Here is a 14,793-nt window from a genome sequence, read left to right as displayed (position 1 = left end):
GTTAGGTTTTAGAAATCAGTACTATTTTAGTTTTGTCGTGTTTGACTATTTGAGATATAAACGCTCTAAAGGCTTTATAGTCTTCTTTAGGGTAATAGCCTTTATTAAGAACATATTTTCGTTTGTAAAGTAATTCGTTTTCAGAAATTTTTTCAAGAGAAAACTGATAGCTTCCATAAGCATTAGATATGGATACATCATCTGGCATCGCTTCAATTTTAAGCGTAGGATCAATTTTAATTATAAACTCATCGGTATCTGTAAATCCGCGATCAATCTCAAAATCCAGTGTTCTATTTTTATATCGTGTAGGAATGCCAGTAACTCTATTAAACGCATTGGGCTGAACTAAAAACCGTTTCCCACTTTTTGTAGCATAACTACTTGAAGTTACTTTTGCTGTTTCGGTAAACACAACATTATCTTTATCGTTATCATAGACAATCGCATCTACAGATAATCCATTAATATAATCCCAGTATTCTTTTAAATTAAGTTTTTGATCACGTAATGGCTTGTTTTGAACACCTTCATGAAGAGCATATTGATATCCATAGGTTTTTATAACCACATCTGCAGAAATCGAACCATCATTAGTAAGGTTAATGGTCGCTTTAGTGTCTTGCAAATTAGTTTCTGTAGGATACACTGTTGTATGTACTATCTTTCCACCTTCTGGAGTAATAAGTAAGGCGTCTCTGTCGTCTGTAAATCCTGCTGTAAATCCAAAGGGATTGGTTTGACTTGTACATTCTAACCAAATATCTTTTTCATCATTAGGAATACATAATACAGCATGATTTCCTTCAACCGATGAAAACTCTTTGTCGATATTTCTAATACCTCTGTCTCCATAAATAATAGCGTAATTAGACTCTACACCTATTTCTTTAAGTAGTGCTTTTGTATAATTAGATAAGCCTTTACAATCTGCATATCCCAAACGGTCTACTTCTCCTGCCAACATGGGTTTCCAGCCACCAATACCAACCTGAACACTGATATAACGGGTTTTGTTTTGCATGTATTCGTAAACGAGTTTTGCTTTATCATAATCAGTAGTAGCATCTTTAGTTAGTTCTTTAACTTCAGTAATCACTTCAATTGGCAATACTTCGGTTTTGGCAAGTAGTTCATCATGAACCCATTTTCCAAAGTCTTCCCATGTGTTGTTGGCCCCATCGACACCTTCCATACGAAATTTAGTTAATGCAACTTTGACTTTGGGAGCAAAGGTTTGAAACGACGGACTATATGCTTCTGGCTTAAGTGATTTTAAATTCTTTGCTGAAAAATGATAATCGCTATGCTGTTCGATATCAAAATTATCAACATTTGATGATTTCACTTTAATAGCAACATCAGACTCATTAATGATTTTATACTCGGAAAACTCTGTGCTACAGTAAAATCCGTCGATAGGCATCCAGCTAGGTAAAAATGCTGTAGAATGATACACAACTTCAGTTTCAAAACGTATGGTATACGGATAATTAATTGGTGTATAATCTAAATATTTTACACGACTGTCTGAATAAAGTGTCCCACCACTTACTGCACTGACATCTAGAAAATCATTTTTCCGTATTTTCTTTATTTCTTCACCTCTTGAATCATACACTCTTGCTTCTAAAGAATTGACATCAATATTTTTATTATAATGCACATAAGTACCAGGTTTCGAATCCCCTTGAGCATTTAAAACCGTAACTATTTGTGTTTGTTTATAAATGAATTTATCATAAGACTTAACTTCAATCGTAACCTGATCATATCGAATGACTGCATTTGCTTTAATTTTTAAATCTAAAGGTATCGTTGAAGCATCGAGAAGCGCATCATCTTGAGCTATTGCAATTGTAGAAAATGACATCAAAACTAATGTCAGTAATAATCGTAAGGGCATTTCAGCAGTTTTTGTTAGGTATGAGTCAAATATAAATTTTTTTCTAAGAATCAACGGTGTAAAAAATCGTAAAAAGCAGCAGTCCTTATTGTTAGTCAGTTTTACTCTTTTTCAACAACAGTAACACAGTTAGTATAATACCACAAGGAACAGCGATATATTTAAGCTCACTAACAATGACATTAACTCCCCATTCTGAAAAGAATTTTTCGATTCCAATGGGTGATACTTTTATAACTCTTAATGGGAAGAAGAATCTGGAATTATCAAAGGGAATAAAGAATCCCACGCCTTTCCCTCCTGTAGTTATGGCATCTAAAAGTCCGTGAGACAATGTAGACAGAAACAAGATTGTCATAACTACTAATTTTCTTTTTTTTTCCGAAAATCATTGACAATAAACCACTCCAAACGAGTGCAAATACAATTGAATGTGTAAAGCCTCTATGTCCAAATGGATGCATATAATCAATACCAAATCTAAACCCAAGCACGTCTATGTCTGGCAAAATTGCTGAGCCTATTGCTAAAAACACCACTAATTTACTGGTATTCGAATCGATAACTTTAGCTGTGGTATAAGCCACTAAACCATGTCCGAAAATCGATGCCATGGCTATTTGTTTTTAGTATCTATAATAATAGTTACAGGACCATCATTAATCAATTCGACTTTCATATCTGCTCCAAATTGACCTGTTTGAATGGTTTTACCTAAATCTGCTTGAATCTGATTTACAAACATTTCATATAAGGGAATAGCAACATCTGGTTTTGCTGCCTGAATGTAGCTTGGACGATTTCCTTTTTTTGTATTGGCATGAAGTGTAAACTGACTTACGACAATAACATCTCCCTGAATTTGAAGTAAAGATTCATTCATGACTCCAGTAGCATCAGAAAAAATACGAAGGTTTACTATTTTGTTAGATAACCATTTGATGTCATCTTCAGAATCGTCATTAACAATTCCTAGAAGAATAAGTAAACCCGAATTAATACGAGCCACTTCCTGTTTATCAATTGTTACTGAAGCTTTTGATACACGTTGAATAACTGCTTTCATTTTATTGTTCTTCCCAATTATCAGTTCGATAGTGTTCTTCTTCACCATCTAATATTTGCAAATAGCTACGATATCTCGAATACGAAATTTCATCTTTATCTAAAGCCTCTTTTACAGCACACTTTGGCTCTTCAACATGTAGACAGTTATTAAATTTACAGTCTTGTTTCAGTTCAAAAAACTCAGGAAAATAATCTCCTACTTCTTCCTTGTCCATATCGACAATTCCAAAGCCTTTTATCCCAGGAGTATCAATAATTTTGGCATTAAAGCTCAAATCAAACATTTCGGCAAAAGTAGTGGTATGCTGACCTTGACTATGTTGCGTTGAAATGGCTTTTGTTTTTAGATCTAAGTTGGGTTCAATGGCATTGACTAATGTAGATTTACCAACACCTGAATGCCCTGCAAACATACTTACTTTGTCTACCATTAAAGCCTTAACCTTATCTACGTTTTTTCCAGTTTCAGCAGATATACCAATGCATTCATAACCTATTTTTCGATAGATATGAGCTAAATATTTCACTTCTGCTAGAGTGTCATCGCTGTAGGTATCTATCTTATTGAACAATAAAATAGTTTTTACAGCATAGGCTTGTGCAGTTACAAGAAACCGATCAATAAAACTTGTAAATGTAGGTGGATTATCGATGGTTATTAATAAAAACACCTGATCGATATTAGAGGCAATGATATGAGTTTGCTTAGACAGGTTTACCGATTTACGAACGATATAGTTTTTACGATCATGAATGGTATGAATAACTCCTGTGACATTGTCGTTGTTGGTTTCGAGTTCAAAATCTACAACATCACCTACTGCGATTGGGTTAGTACTTTTAATCCCTTTTAATCTGAATTTCCCTTTGATTCGGCATTGATAGGCTGCACCTAGATTAGTTTTTACGGTGTACCAACTTCCTGTAGATTTATAAACGAGTCCTGTCATTATAGCAAAGATGCTAATTATTATAGCATTTACCAATAAAAAAGACCGTCTGTTGACGGCCTTTAAAATTTACTGCTATAATTTTAGAGGTTTAGCTTTTCTAGATGAATATCTAATGTTTTCTCTTTTCTGTTGTATTCTAAAATCATGACGTGACCCAGTTTAGCTGGCAACACTCTAAAACTCACTTTACCTTTAGACTCTTGAAGATATATTTTATCTTCGGTAAGCTCACCATCGCTATACATTACAGCTTTGAAAGCAAGTTTGTTTTTTTCACCTTTTAATCGTTCATAATCGATGAACGTAGAATAAAAACGATCGCGATCCTGATCAATTTGTGTAAACTCATAATCGAAAGCTCCATATGCCGCTAAAGCATGAGCATTGAGTTGTGGGCTTCCAAAATCAGTAATACTAGGAGCACGAGACTTTCCTTTTTCAATTTGTTTGATATTTTGCAATTCAAAATTATTATTAAATTCAAAAATTACAGCATCAGTTATAGTAAGCTGTGTTGCATTACCTCCTAATAACATTCCTCCAGCACTAATCGTTTTTCTATATTTTTCACCAATACAATAGTAAGAACCTGTCTGAGTTCTGATGATATCATGAAAATATACGTAAGTACTTTTTCTTTTCTTTCCATCAGAATCTGCTGGCATCATTTTATCGATTTTATGCTCCCAACTTACTTTATTATCTGATATCTCACTTCCTGTTAAATCGACCACTTGAGCAAACAAACCTTTACTATCATCTTTAGCGATATTGTCTCCCTTATCAAAATATTCACCAAGTAAGACCACATTATCATCTTTAGTTAAAAATGCATTTGTTATTAATCTTGGATTATCTTCTCTACTAAAATCTTTTTCGAACAGACGCTTTCCCGTTTTAATATCGATAACCACAACCTTCATATCTATGGTCTGACTTAGCATTGATTTTTTTGAGCCTTCCATTGCTACAACGACCTTATCGTTAGCTTCTAATGGATTGAGGAACAACAACTCCTTCGCATCTTCTGGAGAATTAAAATCCCAAGACGCTCCACCGTTTGTAGACACGTATTTTAGTCCATACCCAAGCTTTTTATTATTTTTTACGTAGTTGAATAAAAACCCGTTATCATCAACAGGAAACAATAAGTTAAAGTCACCACTTTTCATCATCATACTTAACCAGCGTAGTTCTTTTTTGGAGACTTCAATTTTGATATCTTCTCCTTGATTTCCTGACTTATCAAAAGTTACAAGTTTATACATACGCTCTTTTAAATTTACCATTGCAAACATTAATGCCTGATTGTTAAATTTACTTTGGGCTAAGATGGTATTTTTGTCGTCAATATAAGATTTGGTAGCAATATCATTAAGATTATTATCTAACATTTTAATCGCATATTCACGTTTTCCTTTTTTAAGCTTATCGACTTCATAATAAAAATAATAACCATCAACGTCTTTATTTTTATCTATAAAAGTTCCTGAGTTTTTTATTTTAAAAGAGGTGATTTCATCAAGTGATTTTTGTTGTGCATAGACACCAATACACATAGCACAAAGTAGTGCTGTTGTTAGTAGTTTTTTCATTTTAATTTGTTGTTGAGGATTATTGATTAATAGATTTAAAAAATTCGTGTATTGCTATCCCACTGTCACTGGTTTTAAGACTTTCCTTGTGCGTTTCACAAAATGCCAAGCCCATTTTTTTTGTTTCTTTAAGTTCTAGGTTATGTAAAAACAAACGTATGACATTGAGGTGTTTTTCATCAGAAAAATTATTTTTTGGAGGTACATATTTCCCCAGTTCATGCTTTCTTTTAGCTTCATATATTTGTTTGATGACCTCAGCCATTGTATGGTAATAGTAGGTAGCTGTAATGCGATTATTTTGAAATTTCTCAACCAATTGGTAAATCGCAAAATCTAATAATTTACGGTCAATAGTACTCTGTATAGCTTTTTGATGAGAGACATCTTTTATAAACTTCATTTGATCTTTTGTTCCAGCAACATCAAGATTAACGACTCCAAAATCATCCTTCAACTTGTTGACTCTAAATTCTATTTCCGGATGTGTTTTAAGTGTATCTGAACTTAATTCAAATTCGTTTATTTTCTCTTCGGTATCAAATATTGATATGGTTTCTTTTAGCCAGTAGGATTTAAAGGGATAGCTTTCAAAATCAAAAACACTATCGACTTTCACATGGTGATTGAGCAGCATATCGTCTTCAACTTTTAATTTTTCCAGAGCACTAATAGCTTTTGATTTATGGTAGATGGTTTTAGAATACAATATAAAACCAAGTGAATCTGCTTCGGCTTCTTTTTCTTTGGAATGATCGAGAATATCAATATTTAACTCATCAATAACTGATAGAGCGGCTCTTGTTTGCCCATACTTTTGGCGTTTAATGTGCCTTACTTTTTCTTTAGTTTCTTTAGAATTAATTTTAGAAATAGCATTGGTTACGTGATGCAGAGAATGGTCTAATAACTTATGAGCAATTTCATGACAAATCACAAATGCGACTTCATCGTCACTGGTAAAAGTATTGAACAAACCTAGGTTAACCTCAAACATTCCGTCACCATAGCAAGCTGCATTAGGGATAAACGAATTATTTATAAAAAACCGGTAGTTTGTTTTATCTATTTCAGGGTTCGCAGCATAGACATTTTCTAGAATTTTATAAAAAGGGCCATCAATTTCGGAGCTAAAAATATAAGCACTATCCTTAATAGATTTTACAACTTTTTCATCGCGATCCTTAAATATCTTTTTGACTTTTGAAGCGTAATCCCCTTTAATTCTTTTGATATAGTCTGAATTGATTTGTTCCAAATAGTCCTCTACAGCTTCAATATCTTCAGGAAGATAAGCGTTAGAAGTGCTTTCTTGTTGTGCAAAGATTTTAGCGGAAATCAAAACACAAACAATACACAACAGGTAATTTTTAATCATAAATAGGACTTAGTTCAATATCAAAAATAACCTTTTTATTTATCTATCAAAGTTTAATCTTCATATCTAGATTTTAATTGCTTTTTTAGACGCAATTTTTGTCCCATTAGACATTAAGTTGATTATATATAATCCTGAAGGCTGGTTAGACAAATCTACAACAGCATTTGAATTAAGTTTTGTTTGGGTTGTGTTTACAATAATTCGTCCCGAAATATCAGCAACAACGATATGCAATTCAGAAACATCTTCCATTAATTTCAAATTGAAAACACCTGATTTTGATGGGTTTGGAAATAGCTTGATACTTTCAGAGGTTTCAATGATTTTTTCTTTCAGCATATCTTCATCATCGAGATAACATTCGGTCATTGTGCAAATCACACCACAACTTATACTTTTGTGTTTGTAGCCATATAACAACACCGTGTCTAATTGTTCGTAGTCATTTAAAATTACCTCGATTTGAGTTTTCTTGCCTACAACAACAGATTTTGATTTATAACCTAAATAAGACACTTGTAAGGTATCTGTTGGTTTTGCTTCGATAGTAAAATTTCCGTAATCATCAGACATAACACCTTTTGTAGAATTTTTTATACAAATTGTAGCAAATGGTAAAGCTTCTTTATTATCTGAAATTGAACCGTGTATCAGTTGTTGTCCAAAAGATATCAAGGACATCAAAGTTGTAAAAAATAGTAATAGTGATTTCATAATTGGATGTGTTTCGTTTGAAATCAAACCTAATTGAAATCGTCTAACATTGAAATCAGCAATGAGTGAACGGTATATTTCACTTAGTAAAGTGATAAAAAAAGCCTCACAAATCTGTGAGGCTCTAATAATTATCCGTTAATAATCTTTTCCTGATGATTAATCGATTCCTGATGAATCGCTTTAAACATACGTAAGATAAACTCTTCACTTAATCCTTTTTCCTCGCCTTCAAGCACCATTTTTCCTAAAATTTCGTTCCAGCGTTTACTTTGTAATACAGCAACATTTTTTTGTTTTTTCAAAGCACCAATCCCATCAGCAACTTTCATTCGTTTGCCTAGTAATTCGATAATTTGATTGTCAACCACATCAATTTGAGCTCTTAAATTATTAAGCTCTGTATTGTACTCGGCTTCAGGATCTGTTTCTTTTCTAATTCTCAAATCTTTCATGATTTGCACTAGAGTATCTGGTGTGACTTGTTGAGCAGCATCACTCCATGCTTTATCAGGATTTGTATGAGTTTCAATCATCAATCCGTCAAAATTTAAATCTAATGCGGTTTGAGACACGTCAAAAATCATATCTCTTTTTCCTGTGATATGAGAAGGATCATTAATAAGCGGTAAATCAGGAAATCTATTCTGAAATTCAATAGCTAATTGCCATTCAGGAATATTTCTATACTTCGATTTTTCATAGGTTGAAAACCCTCTATGTATGGCTCCCAAATTCTTGATTCCTGCTGTATATAATCGTTCGATACCACCAAGCCATAATGCTAAATCTGGATTGACAGGATTTTTTACCAATACCGTTTTATCGGTTCCCTTCAGTGCATCAGCTAGTTCCTGCATGATAAAAGGGCTAACTGTTGAGCGCGCTCCAATCCATAATAAATCGATATCATGTTCCAATGCCAATTCTACATGGTTTCTGTTGGCAACCTCAGTTGCCGTTTTTAAGCCTGTTTCAGCTTTTACTTTCTGTAACCATTTGAGACCTAATGCACCTACACCCTCAAAATTTCCAGGTCGTGTTCTCGGCTTCCAGATACCCGCTCGATAATAATTAACATCGGTATCTTTTAGCTCGTGAGCAATTTTTAACACCTGTTCTTCAGTTTCTGCACTGCATGGTCCTGCAATGACCAGTGGATGATTTAATTTTAAATCATCTAACCATGTTCTCATTTCTTTCTTATTCTCCATAATATTCTATTAAACAATTCCTTTTAGTATATCCTTTATATGATTAGTATTTTCCATCTCATTGTATATTTCTTCAAAATCATCAGCCTCCATCAATGCTTTAAACTGTTTTAAATTATTGATGTATTCATCGAGCGTCTCTACAACATTGGTTTTATTTTGTTTAAAAATAGGTGTCCACATTGCTGGTGAACTTTTTGCCAACCGCACAGTACTTTCAAAACCACTTCCAGCCATATCAAAAATATCCCGTTCATTTTTTTCTTTTTCTATAACTGTTTTACCTAGCATAAATGAACTGATATGTGATAAGTGCGACACATAGGCAATATGTTTATCATGAGCTTCAGGATTCATATAACGAATGCGCATTCCTAAGTCTGAAAACAACTGTAAAGCTTTCTCTTGTAATTTGAACGTTGTTTTTTCCACCTCACAAATGATGTTTGTTTTCTTTTGAAATAAATCACGAATAGCTGCTGAAGGTCCTGAAAATTCGGTACCAGCGATAGGATGCGTTGCTAAAAAATTGCGACGTTTTTCATGATGCTCTACAGCGTTACAGATAGGCAGTTTTGTTGAACCAACATCTATAACTAAGGTCGTATCTGAAATCGCATCTAACACCTTAGGAAGTTCTGCTATAGCTTTATCTACTGGGATTGCAAGCACCACTAAATCGGCATCTTTCAAATCATCATAAGTCGCTTTCTCATCAATAATTTTGAGTTCAATAGCTTCATCTAAATGTGTCGTGTTAGAATCAATGCCGTAAAGTGTTGCTTGTGCATTATTAGACTTCATGTCTAACGCCAAACTTCCGCCAATTAATCCTACGCCTATGATATATATATTATTCATGTTTTATTTCAATCTAGCTAATGCTTCTTCCAAATCATCTTGTGGTGCACAAAGTGATATTCTTATGTATCGATTTCCATTAGATCCAAAAATGGTTCCTGGAGTAATAAAAATCGATTTTTCTTTTAATATTAAATCTATGTATTCTTCAGCGTTCAGGTAGTCGGGTAATTTTGCCCAAACAAACAATCCTGTAGCCATTTTATCATATGTACAGTTAAGTGCTTCGGCAATTTGCCATACAATCTCACGACGTTGTTCGTATACGCTATTTAAGCTAAGAAACCACATATCTGAACAATTTAAAGCTTCAATAGCACCTTTTTGAATACCTAAAAACATACCAGAGTCCATATTACTTTTTACACGCAAAACAGCCTTAACATACGCTTCTTTACCCAATAACATCCCAACTCGCCAACCTGCCATATTGAAAGTTTTACTCAAGGAATTTAATTCTAAACACACGTCTGCAGCACCATTATATTTTAAAATACTTCGAGGGTATTTATTTAAAATAAAACTGTATGGGTTATCATTAATGATTAATATATTGTTGCGTTTTGCGAATGTGATTAAATCTTCAAATAATTTATTGGTTGCCTGTGCTCCAGTTGGCATATGCGGATAATTTACCCACATTATTTTTACCTTTTCAAGACCTCTTTTTTCGAGTTCAATCAAATTTGGAAACCAATTGTTATCTTCCGTTAAATCGTAAAATACAGGTGTAGCTCCTACGAGTTTTGTAACCGATTGATAGGTAGGATATCCAGGATTTGGAATCAAAACCTCATCGCCTTCGTTTAAAAATGCCATTGAAATATGCAAAATCCCTTCCTTGCTTCCCATAAGCGGTAACACTTCAGTTAACGGACTTAAAGGCACATTAAAATGTCGTCTGTAAAAATCTGCAATCGCTTCTCTCAACTCTAAAATACCTTGATAGCTTTGATATTTATGAGCGCCCTCTTCATTGAAGGTTTCTACCAATGCATTGAGAACACGTTCTGGCGGATTCAAATCTGGGCTCCCAATACCTAAATTAATAATAGGTTTGCCTTGTGCCTTTAACAAGCCTACTTCTCTCAATTTTTTTGAGAAGTAATATTCTTCAACGTTTTGTAATCGGTTAGCAATCTGAATCATAGTCTTGCGTTTTTATATTCTCCCAGTATTTTAAAATCTTGAGCCATAATTGCCATAATTGATTTAGCCTTTTCGAAATCTTTGTAGGTTTCAAAAGTTAAATCCACAAAAAAAGCATATTTCCAAGGGGTTTCAATTTTTGGGAGTGATTGAATCTTAGTCAAATTTAACTTACAATCACTTAAAACGTTTAAAATAGTCGCTAAACTTCCTCTTTTATGGTCTAATTCAAATTTTACTGAAGCCTTATTGATTTGTGCTTCGGAAATTTCAGAATTCTTCGTTTTCACTATAACAAATCTAGTTTCGTTATGCTTTATGGTTTGAATACTTTCAGAAATGATATGGAGTTCAAATAGATTTGCTGCTAATCGAGAGGCTATAGCCGCAACATGCTTTAGCTGATGTTTTTGAATGCGCTGAGCGACCTCGGCTGTATCTTTATCTTCAATAAGTTTAATATGCGGATATTGTTTAAAGAACGCTTTACATTGTAATAGAGCCATAGGATGTGAATACACTTCTTTAATATCACCAATTGATTGATTGGGCAATGCCATTAAATGATGTTGAATAGCTAAATAATGCTCACCAACAATATGCAAATTATGAGAATCGATTAAGGCGTAATTCGGAATAATAGATCCTGCAATAGAATTCTCTATAGCCATAATAGCTGCATCACTTTGTGCATTTAAAATACTATCGACTACGCCGTCAAATGTGAGGCATTCGTTAACATCTACCGTATCTTCAAAAAATTGCTGTGACACAATGTGATGAAACGACCCTTTAACTCCTTGTATGGCTACCGATTTTATCAAACTTTTAATTTATATTCCGAATGGCATTCGGGATTTTCTAAACAATTATTTTATACTTACTATAGACATTTCAAAATAAAGTTTTACAAAAAAAAGTCCCGATTTACATCGAGACTCATATTAAATTTATTTTGAATAAATTATACATATAACGTCTCTTTCTTTTCGCTAAAAAAGAAATAAAACCAGTTGTAATATGTATGATTTAATGTATTCATAGTTGTAAATGAGGTGCTAATGTAATTATTATTTTAAGAAATCAAAATTGTTATAAGATATTTTTGAATTTTTCGTTTCAGTTTTAAAGAATTCATAATTTAAATAAGGTCATAGGTAATAATTGCTATTTTTGAATAAATAAATTGATATATGTCTATTGAGGTTGAAAACATTTCTAAAGTATATGGTAAACAAAAAGCGTTAGACCAGATATCTTTTGCTGTAAACAAAGGTGAGATTGTTGGATTTCTAGGTCCGAATGGCGCTGGAAAATCTACACTAATGAAAATCTTAACCACTTACATCAATGCTACTGAAGGGATAGCTAAAGTAAGTGGCTTTGATGTCATAACAAGCAAACAGGATGTTCAAAATAATGTTGGTTATTTACCTGAACATAACCCTCTGTACCTAGATATGTATGTTAAAGAGTATTTGACATTTAATGCTAATGTTTACAAGACTCCTAAATCTAGAATTAATGAGGTTATAGAATTAACAGGCCTTACACCTGAAGCTCATAAAACCATTGGTCAATTATCTAAAGGTTACAGACAACGTGTTGGTCTCGCCAATGCGTTGCTGCATAATCCTTCCGTTTTAATTTTAGATGAACCTACAACGGGATTAGACCCAAATCAACTGGTTGATATCAGACATTTGATTAAAACAATTGGTAAAGACAAAACCGTGTTTTTATCGACGCATATTATGCAAGAAGTAGAAGCTATTTGTGATCGCGTGATCATTATAAATAAAGGTCAAATTGTTGCCGATAAAAAACTAAAAGACTTAAGAGACGAAAAAGAACAAACGGTTATTGTCGAATTTGATTATCGTGTTGAAGATGCCTTTTTACTGAAATTACCTAAAGCCAAAACCGTCAAAAACACTCATGATTTTATTTATGAGATTACTTTTTCAACAACTGAAGATATGCGTTCTCATGTGTTTGATTTTGCTCATGACAATCAATTAAAAATCTTACAGCTCAATCAAAAAAATGCAAGTTTAGAAAGTTTGTTTAGGGAATTGACGTCATAAATCTCTATTCGAAAATTAGCGTTCCTGTGTAAAACTCTTCTACCGCAACCACAACTGGAGTATTAACTACAATAACATCGCCTGTACTTCTAATTTCACCAGTAAGAGATTGCTGAGCATTAATAATCATATCATTACTGCTTCGTTGAAAAATATTGACATTTTGAGCGATTAAATCTCGACCCTCAAAGCGTGCATCTCCTGAGAAATACCCAATATATAAACTGTCTACTTGTCCATTTATGAATATGGTCGACAAGTTATTTACAACAATATCAATAGCATTGCAATCAACATCTAAGTAAAAATTCCCGTCAGTGTTTACTTCATCTTCAGAATTAAAATCTTCTGAAATCAATTTTAAACTTTCATAACTCAACACCCCTTGGCTTCTTACAGAAAGCCCTGACCCATTTCTAATTTCAGTAAGATTTGGAGCACTTACGAATACTTTAGTAATCCCATAATCTCTTGAAATATTGCAAGCGTTATTGTTAAATAATTTCAACACACCATCATCAACCCTTACATCAATATCACTCATCAGGTATTCACCGGTTTGAACCGTTACCTTTTGAGTTGGTGCATCGGTAATAATTAATTCTATTCGAGGAAATGTTGCAATTTTAGTAAAATCATCTACTACAAACTCTTTCTCAATAACACTTCCAGCATTTTGAAAACAATCAGGAACGTTCTCTCCATTACAGGAAACGAATACAATTGCTACTATAGTAATTAATAGATGTCTCATAGTCTAATACCTATTCCAAATTCTACTGCTTCTGCTTTGGCGCCATGTGATTTTAGGGTAACTGCTCCAAATAAATGCTCTCCAAAATAACGTTTTAATCCAATTCTGTTATACATCTGTCCTTCAAAATCATAAGGATAATACACATAATAGCCTAATTGTGTAATGAACGACATTTTATTTATAAATAATTCATGTCCCACAAAAACACCAACACGTTTCCAGTCTTCATCAGCAGAAATATTGCGCTCAGGAAATGCCACAGAATAAAAATAAATCAATTCTTTTAAAAATTTCGCAAAGAAGACATCGGCTCCCAGCTGAATAGCGCTTTTCCGATTTAATCGTTTATCGGCATAAGCTGAAACAATATAAAAAGGATATTGTCCTGTATCAATGATATCACTTTCATTAACTCCAGACCTGAATACTAAGTTGTATTTGATACGTTCTTTATAATCTTTCTCATCTGAAGTTGTGATATATTCGGGCTTACTTTCATAATCAAACAGATAGCTGGTTCCTACATTAAATGCAAAGGTATTCGTAGACGTATTTGGCGCTCTAAAATTGGCATTCGAATAATGTATAACTGAAATACCTGCTTGCAGTCCAAAACCTTTAATAATATTCTCCTTTTTATAGTTAAGCATAATATAAGTAGAACTCAACAAGTCTGACCCATAGGCATTGTTCCTGAAATTATCGACCTTATCATAAGGATTTGTGGTGTAGGCAATACCCTGAGCGATTCTAAAATTGAGGTGACGCTTAAAAAAATAAAAATTGTAGTGTGCGTAAAGCCCATAATTTTCTCCTAGGGTTTCATTTTTCATATCCTGATAAATGAACGAAAATCCCCAATCTGGATAATTATACTGACGTTCCCATTCTTTAAATCCGAAGGTTTTTTTATTGTAACTTAAAATTAATCCGGTTGGATGATCTACAATTAAATGCTGTATATCTGGATTGTGTTCCAGGATGGTTCCGTAGAAAACATTGGCATCTAAACTAAATAAATTAGGGTCTTCATCTTGCGCAAATGAAGATATACTAAACAAACAAAATAAGCAGGCAAAAAAACGAATCATAAATCTAGATAGAGCGT

Annotated in this window: 13 protein-coding genes and 1 pseudogene; 1 reads left to right on the top strand and 13 read right to left on the bottom strand. The window is 33.3% G+C overall.

All coding sequences use genetic code 11. The features are described 5' to 3' along the window. Nucleotide 1: 1 nt before the first annotated feature. The 11 genes and pseudogenes from H7350_RS16190 to H7350_RS16140 form a co-directional block, all read right to left on the bottom strand. A complete protein-coding gene (locus H7350_RS16190) occupies nucleotides 2-1,906 on the bottom strand; it encodes a DUF3857 domain-containing protein (protein ID WP_204346967.1) in 1,905 nt (634 codons plus the stop codon). 91 nt (nucleotides 1,907-1,997) lie between these two features. Beyond that, a pseudogene (locus H7350_RS16185) lies at nucleotides 1,998-2,520 on the bottom strand (metal-dependent hydrolase). A gap of 2 nt (nucleotides 2,521-2,522) precedes the next feature. Next, nucleotides 2,523-2,972 (bottom strand): D-aminoacyl-tRNA deacylase, encoded by a 450-nt coding sequence (gene dtd, locus H7350_RS16180; RefSeq protein WP_204346966.1) that lies wholly within the window; start codon nucleotides 2,970-2,972, stop codon nucleotides 2,523-2,525. 1 nt (nucleotide 2,973) lies between these two features. After that, a complete protein-coding gene (gene rsgA, locus H7350_RS16175) occupies nucleotides 2,974-3,924 on the bottom strand; it encodes a ribosome small subunit-dependent GTPase A (RefSeq protein ID WP_204346965.1) in 951 nt (316 codons plus the stop codon). Nucleotides 3,925-4,007: 83 nt separating this feature from the next. Continuing rightward, on the bottom strand, nucleotides 4,008-5,522 hold the full coding sequence (locus tag H7350_RS16170) for a DUF6770 family protein (protein WP_204346964.1): 1,515 nt from the start codon (nucleotides 5,520-5,522) through the stop codon (nucleotides 4,008-4,010). 19 nt (nucleotides 5,523-5,541) lie between these two features. After that, complete coding sequence (locus H7350_RS16165; protein ID WP_204346963.1) at nucleotides 5,542-6,900, bottom strand: M48 family metalloprotease; 1,359 nt, start codon at nucleotides 6,898-6,900, stop codon at nucleotides 5,542-5,544. Nucleotides 6,901-6,966: 66 nt separating this feature from the next. Next, a complete protein-coding gene (locus tag H7350_RS16160; protein WP_204346962.1) occupies nucleotides 6,967-7,617 on the bottom strand; it encodes a carboxypeptidase-like regulatory domain-containing protein in 651 nt (216 codons plus the stop codon). 131 nt (nucleotides 7,618-7,748) lie between these two features. Continuing rightward, nucleotides 7,749-8,831, bottom strand: coding sequence for a bifunctional 3-deoxy-7-phosphoheptulonate synthase/chorismate mutase type II (locus H7350_RS16155; protein ID WP_204346961.1), 1,083 nt, complete (start codon nucleotides 8,829-8,831; stop codon nucleotides 7,749-7,751). 9 nt (nucleotides 8,832-8,840) lie between these two features. Continuing rightward, the gene (locus tag H7350_RS16150; RefSeq protein WP_204346960.1) at nucleotides 8,841-9,692 is read right to left on the bottom strand and encodes a prephenate dehydrogenase; all 852 of its coding nucleotides are present in this window, start codon (nucleotides 9,690-9,692) and stop codon (nucleotides 8,841-8,843) included. A gap of 3 nt (nucleotides 9,693-9,695) precedes the next feature. Beyond that, a complete protein-coding gene (locus tag H7350_RS16145) occupies nucleotides 9,696-10,841 on the bottom strand; it encodes a pyridoxal phosphate-dependent aminotransferase (RefSeq protein WP_204346959.1) in 1,146 nt (381 codons plus the stop codon). Continuing rightward, nucleotides 10,838-11,665: a prephenate dehydratase gene (locus tag H7350_RS16140; protein WP_204346958.1), complete on the bottom strand. Its 828-nt coding sequence runs from the start codon at nucleotides 11,663-11,665 to the stop codon at nucleotides 10,838-10,840. Before H7350_RS16140 ends, H7350_RS16145 begins: the two co-directional genes overlap by 4 nt. A gap of 369 nt (nucleotides 11,666-12,034) precedes the next feature. On the opposite strand from H7350_RS16140, the gene gldA reads away from it, so the two are divergent. Then, complete coding sequence (gldA, locus tag H7350_RS16135) at nucleotides 12,035-12,928, top strand: gliding motility-associated ABC transporter ATP-binding subunit GldA (protein WP_204346957.1); 894 nt, start codon at nucleotides 12,035-12,037, stop codon at nucleotides 12,926-12,928. A 4-nt stretch (nucleotides 12,929-12,932) separates the two neighbouring features. On the opposite strand, the gene H7350_RS16130 is transcribed toward gldA, so the two are convergent. Further along, the gene (locus H7350_RS16130) at nucleotides 12,933-13,682 is read right to left on the bottom strand and encodes a head GIN domain-containing protein (protein WP_204346956.1); all 750 of its coding nucleotides are present in this window, start codon (nucleotides 13,680-13,682) and stop codon (nucleotides 12,933-12,935) included. Then, complete coding sequence (locus H7350_RS16125) at nucleotides 13,679-14,776, bottom strand: acyloxyacyl hydrolase (RefSeq protein WP_204346955.1); 1,098 nt, start codon at nucleotides 14,774-14,776, stop codon at nucleotides 13,679-13,681. The genes H7350_RS16130 and H7350_RS16125 overlap by 4 nt, the downstream gene beginning before the upstream one ends. Between the last annotated feature and the right edge of the window lie 17 nt (nucleotides 14,777-14,793).

Origin of the sequence: Psychroserpens algicola (genome assembly GCF_014526325.1) — a bacterium.
Lineage (GTDB): Bacteria > Bacteroidota > Bacteroidia > Flavobacteriales > Flavobacteriaceae > Psychroserpens > Psychroserpens algicola.
The sequence above is the reverse complement of the archived record's forward strand: the minus strand, read 5'-3'. Positions and strand labels throughout refer to the sequence as shown.